Source organism: Salinivibrio sp. SS3 (genome assembly GCF_001722105.1).
GTDB classification, from domain to species: domain Bacteria; phylum Pseudomonadota; class Gammaproteobacteria; order Enterobacterales; family Vibrionaceae; genus Salinivibrio; species Salinivibrio kushneri.
Genome location: NZ_MEBQ01000020.1, coordinates 1 through 15,745, shown reverse-complemented (window position 1 = coordinate 15,745; position 15,745 = coordinate 1). Strand labels below are relative to the sequence as shown.

The window sequence follows — 15,745 nt, the reverse complement described above, 5'->3', positions numbered from 1 at the left end:
TAAATCCACCGAAGCTTCAATACTGCCGTTTCCGCTCGACTTGCATGTGTTAGGCCTGCCGCCAGCGTTCAATCTGAGCCATGATCAAACTCTTCAATTTAAGTTCTTTTGTTCGCTTTCCTATAAAGGAAAGACAAACGGCTCGATAAATACTGTTTTGTTCGTCTCTTACGAGACAAACGAATTGACTGTGCCGAATAACTAAAAGTTATCGTTTGGTCACTCAGTTCATCGAATAAATCTTTTTGTCTATTCTCAACGAGTGCCCACACAGATTGCATAGGTCAAATTGTTAAAGAGCGTTGACTGTGCGAAGCGGCGCTTCGCTTGGTCAGGGCTGCGTATCTTACGCACCTTACCGTTAAAGTCAAGAAGAAATTTTATCTTTTATTTTCAACCCAACCGGGTGAAACAAAACCTCTTTTTGACTCCCCTAACGCGCTGTCTGCGTTAAGTAGGGCGGCATTCTAAAGCGTTTGTGACAAGCGTCAATCATTAATTTTCACTTTTCTTTTAAGCGCTCTATTTTTAGTCGATCTGCTCTGTTTTAGCCAATAATGCCCGTTTCTACTCTCTAAGCACCAAAAGTTACTATTTCGCGACTCGTTCTTATCCGTAGCACCTATCCACCTTAGTTAAACGAAAAGTGAGGCTATACGCGAAAAGCGTGGACCGTTTTTACAACGCGATGGTGAAGGGCCGGATAAAGAAAAAGCCAGGCAAATTGCCTGGCTTTTCTGGGTGCTGCTTATAAGTAATAAAACTTACTCTGCAGCTTGCTCAGCGTCTTGCTCTGGGCGATCAACAAGCTCGATGTAAGCCATTGGGGCTTTATCACCAGAGCGAACACCGCATTTCAGAATGCGAGTGTAACCGCCAGCACGTGAAGCAAAACGTGGGCCGAGTTCATTAAACAGTTTCGCTACAACTTCGTCGTTACGAGTACGAGCGAATGCTACACGACGGTTAGCAACACTGTCGTTTTTAGCTAAGGTAATCAACGGTTCAATGACGCGACGCAGCTCTTTTGCCTTCGGCAAAGTTGTTTTGATAACTTCGTGAGTTACCAGCGAGCTAGCCATGTTGCTGAACATCGCTTTACGATGGCTGCTGTTGCGATTGAGTTGACGACCACTCTTACGATGGCGCATGACCTAATCCTTCTAACTAAATAATCAGTCTCTGATTAATCTTCAGCAATGGATGCTGGCGGCCAGTTTTCTAGGCGCATACCTAGAGACAGACCACGTGATGCCAGCACGTCTTTAATTTCAGTCAAAGACTTCTTACCAAGGTTTGGCGTTTTCAGAAGCTCAACCTCGGTACGCTGTACCAGATCACCGATATAGTGAATCGCTTCTGCTTTCAAACAGTTAGCAGAGCGAACAGTTAGTTCAAGATCGTCTACAGGACGCAGTAGGATCGGATCGAACTCTGGCTTCTCTTCTTTCTCCTCAGGGACACGTACATCGCGCAGGTCAACAAACGCATCTAGCTGTTCTGCTAGGATGGTTGCCGCACGGCGAATCGCTTCCTCAGGATCCAGTGTACCGTTAGTTTCCATATCGATGACCAGCTTGTCGAGGTCCGTACGCTGTTCGACACGCGCTGCTTCCACTTTGTAAGCAATGCGATCTACTGGGCTGAACGTTGCGTCAACAAGTAGGCGACCGATTGGACGCTCGTCGTCTTCGCTATCGATACGCGCAGACGCTGGTACATAGCCACGACCACGTTCTACCTTGATACGCATGCTAATTTCAGCGCTTGCATCAGTCAGGTGGCAGATAACGTGTTCTGGGTTCGCAATCTCAACACCACCATCATGGGTGATGTCGCCTGCAACAACAGGGCCTGCACCAGACTTGGTCAGAGTAAGGATAACTTCATCTTTACCCTCAACCTTAACGGCTAGGCCTTTAAGGTTAAGTAGGATTTCCAGGATATCTTCCTGAACCCCTTCTTTGGTGCTGTACTCGTGCAATACGCCGTCAATTTCAACTTCCGTCACCGCACAGCCTGGCATAGATGAAAGTAGGATACGACGTAGCGCATTCCCCAGAGTATGGCCAAAGCCACGCTCTAGGGGTTCAAGAGTTACTTTTGCGTGCGTCGAGCTAACTTGTTCAATATCAACTAGACGCGGCTTAAGAAATTCTGTTACAGAACCCTGCATTATGTCCTCTCTTTAGTTCAGCTTTACTTAGAGTAAAGCTCGACGATCAGGTGTTCGTTGATGTCAGCAGACAAATCAGAACGCTCTGGTAGGCGCTTGAATGTGCCTTCCATCTTCTTGCTGTCTACTTCGATCCAAGTTGGCAGTTCGCGTTGAGCGGCAACTTCTAGAGCTGCTTTGATACGCGCCTGGTTCTTAGCTTTCTCGCGAATGCTAATCACGTCGTTTGCCGAAACCTTGAAAGAAGGTACGTTAACTACTTTGCCGTTAACGAGGATCGCTTTGTGGCTTACCAGCTGACGTGATTCGGCGCGTGTTGCACCAAAGCCCATGCGGTAAACTACGTTGTCTAGGCGACCTTCAAGAAGCTGAAGCAGGTTTTCACCTGTATTACCCTTGATGCGGGCAGCGTCTTTGTAGTAGTTACGGAACTGCTTTTCCATTACGCCGTACATACGACGTACTTTTTGCTTCTCGCGAAGCTGAACGCCATAGTCAGACAGACGGCCGCGACGCTGACCGTGAACGCCTGGGACGTTATCGATTTTACACTTGGTATCAATCGCGCGTACGCCTGACTTAAGGAATAAGTCAGTACCTTCGCGACGGCTAAGCTTCAGCTTAGGACCCAAATATCTTGCCATGATCTTTCTCCAATATTCTAAGAAACAGCGCTAGTGCGTATTAAACGCGGCGTTTCTTAGGTGGACGACAACCGTTATGCGGGATTGGCGTCGCATCAACAATGTTAGTGATGCGGAAGCCCGCTGCGTTCAAGGCACGAATAGTAGACTCGCGACCTGGACCTGGACCTTTAACCATCACTTCGAGGTTTTTCAGGCCGTACTCTTTCGCCATTTCACCACAGCGCTCTGCAGCAACCTGCGCAGCGTATGGAGTTGACTTACGAGAGCCACGGAAACCTGAACCACCGGCGGTCGCCCATGCAAGAGCGTTACCTTGACGGTCAGAAATCGTCACGATTGTGTTATTGAAAGACGCATGAATGTGCGCGACGCCATCAGCGACTTGCTTGCGTACGCGTTTGCGTGCACGAGTTGCTTGTTTAGCCATAGTACTTATCTACCCCGATTATTTCTTGATCGGCTTGCGCGGACCCTTACGGGTACGAGCATTGGTCTTCGTACGCTGACCACGTAGTGGCAAGCTGCGACGATGACGAATACCGCGGTTACAACCAAGGTCCATAAGACGCTTGATGTTCATGGAAATTTCACGACGTAGATCGCCTTCTACGGTGTATTTAGCCACACCGTCACGCAATTGGTCGATCTGTTCTTCTGATAGTTCACTGATCTTAGTGCTTTCAGCAATACCTACTTCAGCTAGAATAGCTTGAGAGGTGGTTTTGCCGACGCCGTAAATCGCAGTCAATGCGATAACAGCATGCTTTTGATCAGGAATGTTAATGCCTGCTATACGGGCCACTATTCACTCCTAGTACTTTTCAAGTAGAACCGCTGCAGAGCCCGTCGAGGATACGCAGCGGCATAACCACTTCTTTTGCACATACAAAAGGTGGGCTGGCTAATGTAGCCAGCCTGACCTCATTTTGCAAGAAAAATATTCTGCTATTAGCCTTGGCGTTGCTTGTGCTTTGGCTCACTGCAGATCACACGAACGGTACCGTTACGCTTGATCACTTTACAGTTACGGCAGATTTTCTTAACGGAAGCACGAACTTTCATTGCTAAACTCCGTAAATAGACAACCTATTAGCGGCCGTAGCCTTTGAGGTTGGCTTTTTTCAACACGGACTCATATTGTTGAGACATCAAATGAGTCTGAACTTGAGCCATAAAGTCCATGATTACGACTACTACGATAAGTAGTGATGTACCACCAAAGTAAAAGTGGACATCCCACGCAATCATCATGAACTCGGGGATCAGACAGATAAAGGTAATATACATGGCGCCAGCAAGGGTTAACCGTGTCATCACTTTATCAATGTATTTAGCAGTCTGCTCACCCGGGCGAATACCAGGTACGAACGCTCCTGACTTCTTCAAATTATCTGCTGTTTCTCGCGGGTTGAACACCAACGCCGTATAGAAAAAGCAGAAGAAGATAATCGCTGCCGCATAAAGTATTACGTACGCTGGTTGCCCCGGACTCAGTGCCAATGACACATCGGTTAGCCAGCTTGTCTGATCACCCTTACCAAACCAGTTAGCAAGCGTGCCAGGGAACAAAATAATACTTGATGCAAAAATCGCAGGGATAACGCCTGCCATGTTGATCTTAAGTGGCAGGTGCGTGCTTTGCGCTGCAAAGACACGGCGACCTTGTTGCCGCTTCGCGTAGTTAACAACGATACGACGTTGACCACGCTCCATAAAGACCACAAAGTAGACGACCGCCAATACGATCACTGCGATACCTAGCAAGAGAAGCGGAGACATGTCGCCTTGACGCGCTTGCTCTATTGTCTGTCCAATTGCGGGTGGCAGACCCGCGACAATCCCGGTGAAGATAATCAACGAAATGCCGTTACCAATGCCGCGTTCAGTAATTTGCTCACCTAACCACATCAAGAACATGGTACCTGTGACCAAACTCACTACCGCAGTAAAGTAAAATGCAGGGCCTGGATTTATCACCAAACCTGGCATCATACTCGGTAACCCGGTCGCGATTCCAATTGCTTGGAACGTTGCCAACACCAGCGTGCCGTAGCGGGTATACTGACTTATCTTGCGACGGCCAGATTCACCCTCTTTTTTCAACTCCGCTAACGCGGGATGAACCACTGACAATAACTGAACAATAATCGATGCCGAAATATACGGCATAATGCCCAGTGCCAGTATCGAAGCACGCTCAAGGGCACCACCAGAGAACATGTTAACCAAGTCAATGATGGTCCCTTGTTGCTGTTCGAACAGATCGGCAAGTACAGCAGCGTCAATACCAGGAATGGGTACAAAAGAGCCGGCACGGAATACCAATAATGCCATTGCTACAAAAAGTAAGCGGCTTTTCAGCTCCGCAACTCCGCCTTTTGCACTACTGAAGTTTTGTCCTGGTTGTTTTGCCATCTGTACCTCGTCCTCGAGCTAAATTATTCCTCGATTTTACCGCCTGCAGCTTCGATTGCCGCTTTAGCGCCTTTAGTGACACGAACACCTTTCACTGTCACTGAGCGAGCGATTTCACCAGACAGTACGATTTTCGCCGTACGGGTGTCTTGTGCGATAACATTCGCTGCTTTCAGTGTCTCAAGGCTTACCACGTCACCGTCAACTTTTGCTAGCTCGCCGAGACGAACTTCAGCAGAAGTGAGGCCTTTACGCGAAGTAAAACCGAATTTTGGCAGACGCTGTTTCAAAGGCATTTGACCGCCTTCGAAACCTGGGCGTACTGAACCACCTGAACGTGATTTCTGACCTTTGTGACCACGGCCACCGGTTTTACCCAGGCCTGAACCAATACCACGGCCTACACGCTTCGCAGAAGGCTTTGAGCCTGCAGCCGGAGATAGAGTATTCAAACGCATGTGATTACCCCTCCACTTTAACCATGTAGTTGACCTTGTTGATCATACCGCGCACGCACGGTGTATCTTCAAGTTCAACAGTGTGGTTGATGCGACGTAGGCCCAAGCCACGCAGGGTCGCTTTGTGCTTCGGCAAGCGGCCGATAGCGCTACGAGTCTGAGTTACTTTAATTGTCTTAGCCATGTCGTATTACCCCAGAATTTCGTTGACAGGCATGCCACGTTTCGCAGCTACCATCTCTGGAGACTTCGTACCACCCAGACCATCAATCGTTGCACGAACGATGTTGATTGGGTTGGTCGAACCGTATGCTTTCGCCAGAACGTCTTGAACGCCTGCTACTTCAAGCACGGCACGCATCGCACCACCGGCGATGATACCTGTACCTTCTGATGCTGGCTGCATGTACACTTTTGAACCAGTGTGGCGGCCTTTAACAGCGTGGTGCAGAGTACCGTCTTTCAGCGCGATAGTAATCATGTTACGACGCGCCTTTTCCATTGATTTTTGGATCGCAGCGGGGACTTCACGGGCTTTACCGTAACCGAAACCGACGCGACCGTTACCGTCACCTACCACTGTCAGGGCGGTGAAGGTAAAGATGCGACCACCTTTAACCGTTTTAGAAACACGGTTTACAGCGATCAGCTTCTCATGCAAATCACTTTGTTGTTTATCGTTAGCCATCTTCCACCTACCTTAGAATTTCAGACCAGCTTCACGGGCAGCATCTGCCAGTGCAGCCACACGGCCGTGGTATTGGAAACCGGAACGGTCAAAAGCAACGGCTTCGATGCCTTTTTCCTTCGCTCGCTCAGCAATGATCTTACCCACGGCTGCAGCGGCGTCTTTGTTACCGGTGCTCTTCACTTGCTCACGGATCGCTTTTTCTACGGTAGAAGCGGCGGCGATAACTTCCGCGCCGTTACCAGCGATAACCTGTGCGTACACATGACGTGGAGTACGGTGTACCACCAGGCGAGTCGCACCCATTTCCGCGATCTTGCGTCGTGCTTTGGTCGCACGACGGATACGAGATGCTTTCTTATCCATAGTGTTACCTTACTTCTTCTTAGCTTCTTTAGTACGCACAGCTTCGTCAGAGTAACGAACGCCTTTGCCTTTATAAGGCTCTGGCTTGCGGTATGCGCGAATATCAGCAGCCACCTGGCCAACCGCTTGTTTATCAGCGCCGCTGATAACAATTTCAGTTTGGCTTGGGCATTCTGCCTTAACACCCTCTGGCAGAGCGTGCTCAACCGGGTGAGAGAAACCAAGTGTCAGGTTAAGTTTGTTACCGGCAACGTTTGCACGATAACCAACACCTTTCAGGATCAGTTTCTTGGTAAAGCCTTCAGTCACACCCACTACCATGCTGTTAACCAGTGCGCGCGCGGTACCAGCATGTGCCCATGCTTTAGCGTGCTCCACACTTGGTGCGAAGGTAATGGTGTTCTCTTCTTGGTTTACTGACACCATATCGTGAAGCGTGCGGCTTAGTTCGCCTTTGCTTCCTTTTACAGTGATTTCCTGACCGTTAAGTTTCACCTCTACGCCGGCAGGAACTACGACAGGTGCTTTTGCAACACGAGACATTTCCTACTCCTTATTAAGCTACGTAGCAGATGATTTCACCGCCCAGACCCGCTTTGCGAGCTGCGCGATCGGTCATCAAACCTTTCGAAGTTGATACAACAGCAATACCAAGTCCACCCATCACTGAAGGCAACTCATCTTTCTTTTTGTAGATGCGCAGGCCTGGACGGCTAACACGTTGGATTTGCTCGATAACTGGTTTAGATTCGAAGTATTTCAACGTCACTTCCAGTTCAGGCTTCGCGTCGCTATTTACTGCGACGTCAGCCACGTAACCTTCTGCTTTTAGTAGCTCAGCAATTGCCACTTTTAGCTTTGACGAAGGCATTTTAACAGCAACTTTCTTTGCTGTCTGACCGTTGCGGAGGCGGGTCAGCATATCCGAGATCGGATCTTGCATGCTCATAAGTCTTTACTCCCGTGATTCAATTACCAGCTTGCCTTACGCAGACCCGGAATCTCGCCTTTCATGCAAGCTTCACGAACCTTGATTCGGCTTAGGCCGAATTTGCGTAGGTAGCCATGTGGACGACCAGTCTGGTTACAGCGGTTACGCTGACGAGACTTCGCAGAATCACGTGGTAGCGACTGAAGCTTCAGGACGGCGTCCCAACGCTCTTCGTCTGACGTGTTAACATTCTTAATGGTCGCACGCAGGTTGTCACGCTTTTCAGCATAACGGGCTGCGAGCTTCGCACGTTTTACGTCACGTGCTTTCATCGATTTTTTAGCCATAACAGTAACCCTTCACCTTACTTACGGAATGGGAAGTTAAAGGCAGCCAGCAGAGCTCGACCTTCCTCATCTGTACCTGCGGTGGTAGTGATAGTAATATCAAGACCACGGATACGATCGACTTTGTCGTAGTCAATCTCAGGGAAGATGATTTGCTCGCGAACGCCCATGCTGTAGTTACCGCGACCGTCGAACGCTTTCGGGTTCAGACCACGGAAGTCACGGATACGAGGAACTGCGATAGCGATCAAACGCTCAAAGAAGTCCCACATACGCTCGCCACGTAGGGTTACTTTACAACCAATTGGGTAGCCCTCACGGATCTTAAAGCCTGCGACTGATTTACGTGCTTTAGTGATCAGCGGCTTTTGACCAGAAATTGCGGTCATATCAGCAGCTGCATTTTCAAGCAGTTTCTTGTCGTTCAGAGCTTCGCCCACACCCATGTTAAGGGTGATCTTTTCGATCCCTGGGACTTGCATGATGCTTTTGTAACCAAATTGCTTAGATAGCTCAGCTACAACTGTCTCTTTGTAGTAATCATGCAGTTTCGCCATTGTACTACTCCAGAATTACTTAATAGTTTCGCCATTCGACTTGAAGAAACGCACTTTTTTGCCGTCTTCAAATCGGAAGCCTACACGGTCACCTTTACCAGCTGCTGCGTTAAAGATCGCCACGTTTGAAACGTCAATAGCGGCTTCTTGTTCAACGATGCCACCTTGAGTGCCCAGAGCCGGAACCGGCTTCTGGTGTTTCTTCACGAGGTTAATACCTTCAACGATAACTTTACCGGTCGGTAGAACCTTAGATACTTTACCTTTCTTGCCTTTGTCTTTACCGGCAAGAACGATAACTTCGTCGTTACGACGGATTTTAGCTGCCATGAGATCGCTCCTTACAGAACTTCAGGCGCCAGAGACACAATTTTCATGAACTTCTCAGTACGAAGTTCGCGTGTCACAGGGCCAAAGATACGTGTGCCGACTAGTTGCTCGTTCGTGTTGTTCAACAACACGCAAGCATTGCGGTCGAAGCGAATGACAGAGCCGTCTGGACGACGTACGCCTTTACGGGTGCGAACTACCACCGCCTTAAGCACATCACCTTTTTTCACTTTACCGCGTGGGATTGAATCCTTAACGGTAACTTTGATGATGTCGCCAACGTGGGCGTAACGACGGTGAGAGCCACCCAGAACCTTAATACACATTACACTGCGAGCGCCGGAGTTGTCGGCTGCGTCCAGCATACTTTGCATTTGGATCATTGTTAGTGCTCCGCTGTTATTACATCTAGACCCATCTCGGGTCGGGCTGCCTTTTTACAAGGGCGGCGAATAATAACACTATTTTGACCAGATGGGTAGATAAAAAATAAACGGCCCCCCAAATGAGAGCCGTTTGACTTATTATTGTATGAAAAATCGCTTAGATGCGTGATTTTTCAACAACGCGAACCAATGTCCAAGACTTTTGCTTAGAGATTGGACGACACTCACGAACCTCGACAGTGTCACCTTGGTTACACTGGTTTGATTCATCGTGTACATGTAGCTTACTCGTGCGCTTAATGTACTTACCGTAGATTGGGTGTTTCACAAAACGCTCGATAGCAACGACGATAGTTTTATCGCCTTTGTCGCTGATAACGCGACCTTGCTGAGTGCGGATGTTCTCGCTCATTATGCGTTAGCCTTCTCAGTCAGTACGGTTTTTACACGTGCGATATCGCGACGAACAGCTTTAAGAGTGTGAGTTTGCTGAAGTTGGCCAGTAGCCGCTTGCATGCGCAGATTAAACTGCTCACGTAGCAGACCCATTAGCTCTTCGTTCAGCTGCTCAGCAGTCTTTTCACGTAGTTCTTGTGCTTTCATCACATCACCGCCTTAGTTACGAAAGTGGTTTTGATCGGTAGCTTACGTGAAGCTAATTCAAACGCTTCGCGAGCCAGTGATTCAGGAACACCATCCATTTCGTACAGGACCTTGCCTGGTTGGATTTGGGCAACCCAGTAATCAACTGAACCTTTACCCTTACCCATACGAACTTCCAACGGCTTACCAGTAATTGGTTTGTCAGGGAAGACACGAATCCAGATTTGGCCTTGACGTTTAATGTGACGAGTCATCGCACGACGAGCCGCCTCAATTTGACGCGCAGTGATACGACCGCGACCAACAGCTTTCAGGCCATAGGTACCGAAGCTTACGTCAGTACCGTGCGCCAGACCGCGGTTACGACCTTTAAAAGTCTTGCGGAACTTAGTACGTTTTGGTTGAAGCATCGATAGACTCCTTACTTACGGCCTTTACGCTGCTTCTTCGGCTTGTCAGCCTTTTGCTCAACTTCAGCCATTCCACCTAGGATCTCACCTTTGAAGATCCAGGTTTTAATGCCGATTACACCGTACTGGGTGTGAGCAGAAGAAGTTGCGTAATCAATGTCAGCACGAAGGGTGTGCAATGGCACACGGCCTTCACGGTACCACTCGGTACGAGCGATTTCAGCGCCGCCAAGACGGCCGCTTACTTCTACTTTGATACCTTTGGCACCTAGGCGCATCGCGTTTTGTACCGCGCGCTTCATCGCACGACGGAACATAACACGGCGCTCTAGCTGTGATGCGATGCTGTCGCCAACAAGTTGCGCATCTAGCTCAGGCTTACGTACTTCAGCGATGTTGATTTGCGCTGGTACACCGGCTAGTTTTGCAACATGAGCGCGCAGCTTCTCGACATCTTCACCTTTCTTACCGATAACCACACCAGGACGTGCAGTGTGAATGGTCACACGAACACTCTTAGCAGGACGCTCGATAACGATGCGAGAGACTGACGCTTTTTTCAGTTCATTGTTCAAGAACTGACGTACCTTAAAGTCGCCGTCTAGGTTGTCAGCGAAATCTTGGTTATTAGCAAACCAAGTGGAATTCCAAGGCTTAACAATGCCAAGACGAATACCATTAGGATGTACTTTTTGACCCATTGCTTTATCTCCTCGTCTCTTAGCGGTCTGCTACAACAACAGTGATGTGGCTAGAACGCTTCAAGATGCGATCGGCACGGCCTTTTGCACGAGGCATAATACGCTTCATGATTGGGCCTTCATCAACGAAGACTTTGGCGACGCTTAGATCGTCGATATCCGCACCTTCGTTATGCTCGGCGTTTGCAATAGCAGATTCCAACACTTTCTTAACCAGGTCAGCCGCTTTTTTGTTGCTGAAGGTCAGTAGTTCCAGTGCTTGTGCTACGTCTTTACCGCGCACTTGATCCGCAACCAAACGTGCTTTTTGAGGCGAGATACGAGCAAAGCGATGTTTAGCAATAGCTTCCATTTCTTACCCCTTAACGCTTCTTAGCTTTCTTATCAGCAGCGTGGCCGCGATAAGTACGTGTTGGTGCAAACTCGCCCAGCTTGTGACCGATCATTTCTTCAGAAACGAAAACGGGTACGTGCTGACGACCATTATGGACAGCGATGGTCAATCCGATCATCTGTGGGATGATCATTGAACGACGGGACCAAGTCTTTAAAGGCTTCTTGTCACCGCTTTCCACCGCTTTCTCTACCTTCTTCAGCAAGTGCAGGTCAATAAAAGGACCTTTCTTGAGAGAACGTGGCATGGCTTATCCTCTGATAATAATTACTTGTTACGACGACGTACGATGTACTTGTCGGTACGTTTGTTCTTACGGGTCTTGAAGCCTTTAGTTGGCATACCCCATGGTGATACTGGATGACGACCACCTGAGGTACGGCCTTCACCACCACCGTGTGGGTGGTCAATCGGGTTCATTGCAACACCACGTACGCTTGGACGTGCGCCTTTCCAGCGCGCGGCACCGGCTTTACCCAGTTCGCGTAGCATGTGCTCAGAGTTACCCACTTCACCAAGAGTCGCACGACCTTCAGCAAGAACCTTACGCATTTCACCGCTGCGCAGGCGGAGTGTGACGTACGCGCCGTCACGAGCTACGATTTGCGCATAAGCACCCGCAGAACGAGCCAACTGACCACCTTTACCAGGCTTAAGCTCGATATTGTGGATAGTAGAACCCACTGGGATGTTACGCATTGGCAGGGTGTTACCTACCTTGATAGCTGAATCTGCACCAGATTGGATCTGATCACCGGCTTTTAGGCCTTTTGGTGCGATGATGTAACGACGTTCACCGTCCGAATACAGTACAAGCGCGATGTTTGCACTACGGTTCGGATCATACTCAAGACGCTCAACTTTCGCTGGGATACCGTCTTTAGTACGTTTGAAGTCAATTACACGGTAATGATGCTTGTGACCACCACCGATGTTACGCACTGTGATTCGACCGTTGTTATTGCGACCGCCTGACTTAGAGTTTTTCTCTAGCAGTGGTGCATATGGTTTACCTTTATAAAGATCATGGTTAACCACTTTAACAAGGTGACGACGACCCGGTGAAGTCGGCTTACATTTCATAATAGCCATTTGCTTTTACTCCTCCGTCTTACTCAGCGCCGCCAACGAAGTCGATGTCCTGACCTTCTTTCAAGGCAACATACGCTTTTTTCCAGTCGCTACGACGGCCTTCACGCATACCTTGACGTTTGGTCTTACCCTTAACGAGAAGAGTACGAACAGACTTCACTTCAACTTCGAACAGTTTTTCAACTGCCGCTTTGATCTCTTTTTTCGTAGCTTCTTTGGCGACTTTGAATACAACAGTGTTGTTGTTTTCAGCGGCCATCGTCGCTTTTTCAGAGATGTGCGGAGCACGCAGAACTTTTAGGATACGCTCTTCAGTGATCATGCCAGCATCTCCTCAACTTGTTTAACTGCATCAGCAGTCATCACGACTTTGTCGAAAGCGATCAAGCTAACTGGGTCGATGGTATCTGTATCGCGTACGTCAACCTTATAAAGGTTACGTGCGGCAAGGAACAGGTTCTCATCAACTTCGGCAGTGACGATCAGAGCATCGTTCAGCTCAAGCTCTTTCAGCTTAGCGACAAGCTCTTTAGTTTTTGGTGCTTCAACAGAGAAGTTATCAACAACGATCAAACGCTCTTGACGAACCAGCTCTGACAGGATGCTCTTAAGAGCACCACGGTACATCTTTTTGTTTACTTTCTGAGCATGATCCTGAGGACGTGCTGCGAAAGTGACACCACCGCTGCGCCAGATTGGGCTGCGGATTGTACCTGCACGGGCGCGACCAGTACCCTTCTGACGCCATGGCTTAGCACCGCCACCAGAGACGTCTGAACGAGTTTTCTGAGCGCGAGTACCTTGACGGGCACCAGCTGCGTATGCAACGACTACCTGGTGAACCAGGGACTCGTTGAATTCACGCCCGAAGGTAGTTTCGGAAACAGTTAGCGCGTCGGCGCCTTTGACTACCAATTCCATTACTATCTCCTCGACGTTACGCTTTAACGGCTGGTTTAACGATCACGTTGCCACCTGTCGCACCTGGGACTGCACCTTTGATAAGAAGCAGATTGCGCTCAGCGTCAACACGTACGATCTCTAGGTTTTGAGTCGTTACACGCTCAGCACCCATGTGACCTGCCATTTTTTTGCCTTTGAATACGCGACCTGGGCTCTGACATTGACCGATAGAACCAGGCGCACGGTGAGACAAAGAGTTACCGTGGCTCATGTCTTGAGTACGGAAATTCCAACGCTTAACGCCGCCTTGGAAGCCCTTACCTTTTGACGTGCCAGTAACGTCTACTTTTTTGATTTCAGCGAAAAGATCAACGTTTAGCTCAGCGCCAACTTCGAACTCTTCACCATTTTCCAGACGGAATTCCCACAAACCGCGGCCTGCTTCAACACCTGCTTTCGCAAAGTGACCAGCTTGTGCCTTGTTGACACGGCTTGCTTTCTTCTCGCCTGTAGTGATTTGAATTGCGGCATAACCGTCAACGTCAGGCTTACGCACCTGAGCAACACGGTTCGCTTCAACTTCAACTACGGTGACCGGGATAGAAACGCCATCTTCGTTGAAGATGCGAGTCATACCGACTTTACGACCGACTAGACCAATCATTATCTACTCCCCCTTAACCCAGGCTGATTTGAACATCAACGCCCGCAGCAAGGTCAAGACGCATCAGAGCGTCAACAGTTTTATCTGTTGGCTCAACGATGTCGATCAGACGTTTGTGAGTACGGATTTCGTACTGGTCACGTGCGTCTTTGTTTACGTGCGGAGAAATAAGAACGGTGAAGCGCTCTTTACGAGTAGGTAGAGGGATTGGTCCCTTAACCTGTGCGCCAGTGCGCTTAGCGGTTTCAACGATTTCCGCGGTAGACTGATCGATCAAGCGATGATCGAACGCCTTAAGGCGGATACGGATACGTTGGTTCTGCATGAGACAGAGCTCCAAATTCTAAAATATTTACACAAACAATATCGCCATTCCACCTCATTAAGACGAGGGAATGCCGATTAATTTATGTGAAACCGTAGTGCCAAAATTAGGCACATTGTCAGCCATTATTCTATGACTGCGAACATAAGCGGAGTATACATTAAACGAACAGTTTACTGTTCCATTCCTCGATGCTCATTGGTTCACAACTGCGTCGGAAGTCGCAATGACTTAAGCAGTGCCGGGCATTATACCGATGCGCGATAGCTTTGCAAGCGTTGGTTAATAATTAGGCCCTAAAAAAAGCGCACCCACTAAGGGTACGCTGAGTGTAGGTGCACGTTTTGCCCACAAAGTGTACTAGCCGTCTTTGTCACTGGCGTCTTCGATGATTTGTGCTTGGTTGTAATTGGCGATACCCACTTTATCGACCAGACCCAGCTGAGTTTCGAGCCAATCAATATGTTCTTCTTCGTCGTCGAGGATATACTGGAACAGATCTCGCGACACAAAATCGCGGATGCTTTCGGTGTACGCAATGGCTTCTTTCAAGTCTTCGTGCGCTTGCATCTCCAGCGCAAGATCACATTCGAAGATTTCTTGCGTGTCTTCACCAATACGTAACTTACCTAAATCTTGCAGGTTGGGCGTCCCTTCTAAAAACAAGATACGCTCTATGAGCTTGTCCGCATGCTTCATCTCATCAATGGACTCTTCATACTCTTTGTCCGCGATGACTTTTAAGCCCCAGTCTTTAAGCATGCGCGCATGCAAAAAATACTGATTAATCGCAATCAGTTCGTTACCGAGTACCGTGTTGAGAAATGCTATCGATTTTGGATCGCCTTTCATGGCAAAAGCCTCATTATGGGTTCTACTTTACAAATGTAGAACCCACAAGGAGGCTGTCAAATATTGACTGCAGGTTAACTCGCTTTTTGCAGCGTGATCAGTTGGCTCTCGTCGTAAATCACCTCTTTGGCTTGGCGTACACATTTACCACATTGCGACCCCAGAGGCGTCAGCTGGCGTAACTCACGGATACTGGTGACGCCTTGCTGACGCACCCAATGCTTAATGGTCTTATCCGATACGCTGTGGCAGATACAAACTAACATCTCAGTCATCTCAAAACATGAACTATAACGAGAATAGTTCGCATTGCTTTCGGGGTAAAGACTTTTTATATAACGCTTGGTTATTGATGGCTAGCTCATTTATATCAAGGTATCGTCAAAGAAAGGGCAAACAAAAAGGGAGCGCAATGCGCTCCCTTTGGTTGATAAGACTCAGCGTCTATCAAATTAAGCGATGATGTTAGCAACAACACCCGCGCCTACAGTACGGCCACC

General features: G+C 48.6%; 30 protein-coding genes and 1 rRNA gene. All 31 read right to left on the bottom strand.

Translation table 11 applies throughout. From position 1 onward, the window contains the following. A 16S ribosomal RNA gene (locus tag BGL48_RS08680) occupies positions 1-100 on the bottom strand; the annotation flags it as partial. 664 nt (positions 101-764) lie between these two features. Further along, a complete protein-coding gene (gene rplQ / locus BGL48_RS08675; protein WP_046074810.1) occupies positions 765-1,151 on the bottom strand; it encodes a 50S ribosomal protein L17 in 387 nt (128 codons plus the stop codon). Positions 1,152-1,186: 35 nt separating this feature from the next. Then, positions 1,187-2,176, bottom strand: a complete 990-nt coding sequence (locus BGL48_RS08670) for a DNA-directed RNA polymerase subunit alpha (protein ID WP_046074809.1) — start codon at positions 2,174-2,176, stop codon at positions 1,187-1,189. A gap of 23 nt (positions 2,177-2,199) precedes the next feature. After that, positions 2,200-2,820, bottom strand: a complete 621-nt coding sequence (gene rpsD / locus BGL48_RS08665; RefSeq protein WP_046074808.1) for a 30S ribosomal protein S4 — start codon at positions 2,818-2,820, stop codon at positions 2,200-2,202. Between the two features lie 40 nt (positions 2,821-2,860). Next, positions 2,861-3,250, bottom strand: a complete 390-nt coding sequence (gene rpsK / locus BGL48_RS08660; RefSeq protein WP_021024486.1) for a 30S ribosomal protein S11 — start codon at positions 3,248-3,250, stop codon at positions 2,861-2,863. A gap of 18 nt (positions 3,251-3,268) precedes the next feature. Next, positions 3,269-3,625, bottom strand: coding sequence for a 30S ribosomal protein S13 (gene rpsM / locus BGL48_RS08655; protein ID WP_069362270.1), 357 nt, complete (start codon positions 3,623-3,625; stop codon positions 3,269-3,271). Between the two features lie 146 nt (positions 3,626-3,771). Beyond that, a complete protein-coding gene (gene rpmJ / locus BGL48_RS08650) occupies positions 3,772-3,885 on the bottom strand; it encodes a 50S ribosomal protein L36 (RefSeq protein WP_021024484.1) in 114 nt (37 codons plus the stop codon). Positions 3,886-3,912: 27 nt separating this feature from the next. Continuing rightward, positions 3,913-5,238, bottom strand: a complete 1,326-nt coding sequence (secY, locus tag BGL48_RS08645; protein WP_046074806.1) for a preprotein translocase subunit SecY — start codon at positions 5,236-5,238, stop codon at positions 3,913-3,915. A gap of 23 nt (positions 5,239-5,261) precedes the next feature. Further along, entirely contained in the window at positions 5,262-5,696 is a 435-nt protein-coding gene (rplO, locus tag BGL48_RS08640) for a 50S ribosomal protein L15 (RefSeq protein ID WP_069362269.1), read from the bottom strand. A gap of 4 nt (positions 5,697-5,700) precedes the next feature. After that, entirely contained in the window at positions 5,701-5,880 is a 180-nt protein-coding gene (rpmD, locus tag BGL48_RS08635; RefSeq protein WP_069362268.1) for a 50S ribosomal protein L30, read from the bottom strand. Positions 5,881-5,886: 6 nt separating this feature from the next. Further along, the gene (rpsE, locus tag BGL48_RS08630; RefSeq protein ID WP_046074803.1) at positions 5,887-6,384 is read right to left on the bottom strand and encodes a 30S ribosomal protein S5; all 498 of its coding nucleotides are present in this window, start codon (positions 6,382-6,384) and stop codon (positions 5,887-5,889) included. 12 nt (positions 6,385-6,396) lie between these two features. Next, complete coding sequence (gene rplR, locus BGL48_RS08625; protein ID WP_021024479.1) at positions 6,397-6,750, bottom strand: 50S ribosomal protein L18; 354 nt, start codon at positions 6,748-6,750, stop codon at positions 6,397-6,399. A 9-nt stretch (positions 6,751-6,759) separates the two neighbouring features. Further along, positions 6,760-7,293 (bottom strand): 50S ribosomal protein L6, encoded by a 534-nt coding sequence (rplF, locus tag BGL48_RS08620; protein ID WP_069362267.1) that lies wholly within the window; start codon positions 7,291-7,293, stop codon positions 6,760-6,762. A 13-nt stretch (positions 7,294-7,306) separates the two neighbouring features. Then, on the bottom strand, positions 7,307-7,699 hold the full coding sequence (rpsH, locus tag BGL48_RS08615; RefSeq protein ID WP_069362266.1) for a 30S ribosomal protein S8: 393 nt from the start codon (positions 7,697-7,699) through the stop codon (positions 7,307-7,309). Positions 7,700-7,722: 23 nt separating this feature from the next. Next, entirely contained in the window at positions 7,723-8,028 is a 306-nt protein-coding gene (gene rpsN, locus BGL48_RS08610; protein ID WP_046074799.1) for a 30S ribosomal protein S14, read from the bottom strand. 17 nt (positions 8,029-8,045) lie between these two features. After that, complete coding sequence (gene rplE, locus BGL48_RS08605) at positions 8,046-8,585, bottom strand: 50S ribosomal protein L5 (RefSeq protein WP_021024475.1); 540 nt, start codon at positions 8,583-8,585, stop codon at positions 8,046-8,048. Between the two features lie 15 nt (positions 8,586-8,600). Next, positions 8,601-8,915, bottom strand: a complete 315-nt coding sequence (rplX, locus tag BGL48_RS08600; protein ID WP_021024474.1) for a 50S ribosomal protein L24 — start codon at positions 8,913-8,915, stop codon at positions 8,601-8,603. 11 nt (positions 8,916-8,926) lie between these two features. Continuing rightward, a complete protein-coding gene (gene rplN / locus BGL48_RS08595; protein ID WP_046074798.1) occupies positions 8,927-9,298 on the bottom strand; it encodes a 50S ribosomal protein L14 in 372 nt (123 codons plus the stop codon). A 160-nt stretch (positions 9,299-9,458) separates the two neighbouring features. Continuing rightward, complete coding sequence (gene rpsQ / locus BGL48_RS08590) at positions 9,459-9,713, bottom strand: 30S ribosomal protein S17 (RefSeq protein ID WP_046074797.1); 255 nt, start codon at positions 9,711-9,713, stop codon at positions 9,459-9,461. Further along, a complete protein-coding gene (gene rpmC, locus BGL48_RS08585; RefSeq protein WP_046074796.1) occupies positions 9,713-9,904 on the bottom strand; it encodes a 50S ribosomal protein L29 in 192 nt (63 codons plus the stop codon). The genes rpsQ and rpmC overlap by 1 nt, the downstream gene beginning before the upstream one ends. After that, a complete protein-coding gene (rplP, locus tag BGL48_RS08580; protein WP_021024470.1) occupies positions 9,904-10,314 on the bottom strand; it encodes a 50S ribosomal protein L16 in 411 nt (136 codons plus the stop codon). The genes rpmC and rplP overlap by 1 nt, the downstream gene beginning before the upstream one ends. A gap of 11 nt (positions 10,315-10,325) precedes the next feature. Then, positions 10,326-11,015: a 30S ribosomal protein S3 gene (gene rpsC, locus BGL48_RS08575; RefSeq protein WP_046074795.1), complete on the bottom strand. Its 690-nt coding sequence runs from the start codon at positions 11,013-11,015 to the stop codon at positions 10,326-10,328. A gap of 19 nt (positions 11,016-11,034) precedes the next feature. Further along, on the bottom strand, positions 11,035-11,367 hold the full coding sequence (rplV, locus tag BGL48_RS08570; protein ID WP_046074794.1) for a 50S ribosomal protein L22: 333 nt from the start codon (positions 11,365-11,367) through the stop codon (positions 11,035-11,037). Positions 11,368-11,377: 10 nt separating this feature from the next. Beyond that, on the bottom strand, positions 11,378-11,656 hold the full coding sequence (gene rpsS, locus BGL48_RS08565; RefSeq protein ID WP_021024467.1) for a 30S ribosomal protein S19: 279 nt from the start codon (positions 11,654-11,656) through the stop codon (positions 11,378-11,380). 20 nt (positions 11,657-11,676) lie between these two features. Beyond that, positions 11,677-12,501, bottom strand: a complete 825-nt coding sequence (gene rplB / locus BGL48_RS08560; protein ID WP_069362265.1) for a 50S ribosomal protein L2 — start codon at positions 12,499-12,501, stop codon at positions 11,677-11,679. A gap of 19 nt (positions 12,502-12,520) precedes the next feature. Continuing rightward, positions 12,521-12,823 carry a 50S ribosomal protein L23 gene (gene rplW / locus BGL48_RS08555; RefSeq protein WP_021024465.1) on the bottom strand — a complete coding sequence of 101 codons (303 nt, stop codon included), beginning with the start codon at positions 12,821-12,823 and terminating at the stop codon, positions 12,521-12,523. Further along, entirely contained in the window at positions 12,820-13,422 is a 603-nt protein-coding gene (gene rplD, locus BGL48_RS08550; RefSeq protein WP_046074792.1) for a 50S ribosomal protein L4, read from the bottom strand. The genes rplW and rplD overlap by 4 nt, the downstream gene beginning before the upstream one ends. 16 nt (positions 13,423-13,438) lie before the next feature. Next, complete coding sequence (rplC, locus tag BGL48_RS08545; RefSeq protein WP_069362264.1) at positions 13,439-14,068, bottom strand: 50S ribosomal protein L3; 630 nt, start codon at positions 14,066-14,068, stop codon at positions 13,439-13,441. A gap of 13 nt (positions 14,069-14,081) precedes the next feature. Further along, entirely contained in the window at positions 14,082-14,393 is a 312-nt protein-coding gene (gene rpsJ / locus BGL48_RS08540; protein ID WP_002541412.1) for a 30S ribosomal protein S10, read from the bottom strand. A gap of 360 nt (positions 14,394-14,753) precedes the next feature. Further along, positions 14,754-15,245 carry a bacterioferritin gene (gene bfr / locus BGL48_RS08535; protein ID WP_069362263.1) on the bottom strand — a complete coding sequence of 164 codons (492 nt, stop codon included), beginning with the start codon at positions 15,243-15,245 and terminating at the stop codon, positions 14,754-14,756. Positions 15,246-15,319: 74 nt separating this feature from the next. Continuing rightward, entirely contained in the window at positions 15,320-15,511 is a 192-nt protein-coding gene (gene bfd, locus BGL48_RS08530; protein WP_046074828.1) for a bacterioferritin-associated ferredoxin, read from the bottom strand. Positions 15,512-15,745 lie beyond the last annotated feature (234 nt).

Excerpts from the sequence above, each read along its gene's own strand:
- rpsE (WP_046074803.1), bottom strand. The coding sequence starts at position 6,384 with ATGGCTAACGATAAACAACAAAGTGATTTGCATGAGAAGCTGATCGCT.
- rplX (WP_021024474.1), bottom strand. The coding sequence starts at position 8,915 with ATGGCAGCTAAAATCCGTCGTAACGACGAAGTTATCGTTCTTGCCGGT.
- rplO (WP_069362269.1), bottom strand. The coding sequence starts at position 5,696 with ATGCGTTTGAATACTCTATCTCCGGCTGCAGGCTCAAAGCCTTCTGCG.
- bfr (WP_069362263.1), bottom strand. The coding sequence starts at position 15,245 with ATGAAAGGCGATCCAAAATCGATAGCATTTCTCAACACGGTACTCGGT.
- rpsJ (WP_002541412.1), bottom strand. The coding sequence starts at position 14,393 with ATGCAGAACCAACGTATCCGTATCCGCCTTAAGGCGTTCGATCATCGC.
- rpsH (WP_069362266.1), bottom strand. The coding sequence starts at position 7,699 with ATGAGCATGCAAGATCCGATCTCGGATATGCTGACCCGCCTCCGCAAC.
- rpmJ (WP_021024484.1), bottom strand. The coding sequence starts at position 3,885 with ATGAAAGTTCGTGCTTCCGTTAAGAAAATCTGCCGTAACTGTAAAGTG.
- rplD (WP_046074792.1), bottom strand. The coding sequence starts at position 13,422 with ATGGAATTGGTAGTCAAAGGCGCCGACGCGCTAACTGTTTCCGAAACT.
- rpsC (WP_046074795.1), bottom strand. The coding sequence starts at position 11,015 with ATGGGTCAAAAAGTACATCCTAATGGTATTCGTCTTGGCATTGTTAAG.
- rplB (WP_069362265.1), bottom strand. The coding sequence starts at position 12,501 with ATGGCTATTATGAAATGTAAGCCGACTTCACCGGGTCGTCGTCACCTT.
- rplF (WP_069362267.1), bottom strand. The coding sequence starts at position 7,293 with ATGTCTCGTGTTGCAAAAGCACCTGTCGTAGTTCCTGCCGGCGTAGAG.
- secY (WP_046074806.1), bottom strand. The coding sequence starts at position 5,238 with ATGGCAAAACAACCAGGACAAAACTTCAGTAGTGCAAAAGGCGGAGTT.
- rplQ (WP_046074810.1), bottom strand. The coding sequence starts at position 1,151 with ATGCGCCATCGTAAGAGTGGTCGTCAACTCAATCGCAACAGCAGCCAT.
- rpmD (WP_069362268.1), bottom strand. The coding sequence starts at position 5,880 with ATGGCTAAGACAATTAAAGTAACTCAGACTCGTAGCGCTATCGGCCGC.
- rpsK (WP_021024486.1), bottom strand. The coding sequence starts at position 3,250 with ATGGCTAAACAAGCAACTCGTGCACGCAAACGCGTACGCAAGCAAGTC.
- rplP (WP_021024470.1), bottom strand. The coding sequence starts at position 10,314 with ATGCTTCAACCAAAACGTACTAAGTTCCGCAAGACTTTTAAAGGTCGT.
- rplE (WP_021024475.1), bottom strand. The coding sequence starts at position 8,585 with ATGGCGAAACTGCATGATTACTACAAAGAGACAGTTGTAGCTGAGCTA.
- rpsN (WP_046074799.1), bottom strand. The coding sequence starts at position 8,028 with ATGGCTAAAAAATCGATGAAAGCACGTGACGTAAAACGTGCGAAGCTC.
- bfd (WP_046074828.1), bottom strand. The coding sequence starts at position 15,511 with ATGTTAGTTTGTATCTGCCACAGCGTATCGGATAAGACCATTAAGCAT.
- rpmC (WP_046074796.1), bottom strand. The coding sequence starts at position 9,904 with ATGAAAGCACAAGAACTACGTGAAAAGACTGCTGAGCAGCTGAACGAA.
- rpsQ (WP_046074797.1), bottom strand. The coding sequence starts at position 9,713 with ATGAGCGAGAACATCCGCACTCAGCAAGGTCGCGTTATCAGCGACAAA.
- rplV (WP_046074794.1), bottom strand. The coding sequence starts at position 11,367 with ATGGAAGCTATTGCTAAACATCGCTTTGCTCGTATCTCGCCTCAAAAA.
- rplR (WP_021024479.1), bottom strand. The coding sequence starts at position 6,750 with ATGGATAAGAAAGCATCTCGTATCCGTCGTGCGACCAAAGCACGACGC.
- BGL48_RS08670 (WP_046074809.1), bottom strand. The coding sequence starts at position 2,176 with ATGCAGGGTTCTGTAACAGAATTTCTTAAGCCGCGTCTAGTTGATATT.
- rplW (WP_021024465.1), bottom strand. The coding sequence starts at position 12,823 with ATGATCACTGAAGAGCGTATCCTAAAAGTTCTGCGTGCTCCGCACATC.
- rpsD (WP_046074808.1), bottom strand. The coding sequence starts at position 2,820 with ATGGCAAGATATTTGGGTCCTAAGCTGAAGCTTAGCCGTCGCGAAGGT.
- rplN (WP_046074798.1), bottom strand. The coding sequence starts at position 9,298 with ATGATCCAAATGCAAAGTATGCTGGACGCAGCCGACAACTCCGGCGCT.
- rplC (WP_069362264.1), bottom strand. The coding sequence starts at position 14,068 with ATGATTGGTCTAGTCGGTCGTAAAGTCGGTATGACTCGCATCTTCAAC.
- rpsS (WP_021024467.1), bottom strand. The coding sequence starts at position 11,656 with ATGCCACGTTCTCTCAAGAAAGGTCCTTTTATTGACCTGCACTTGCTG.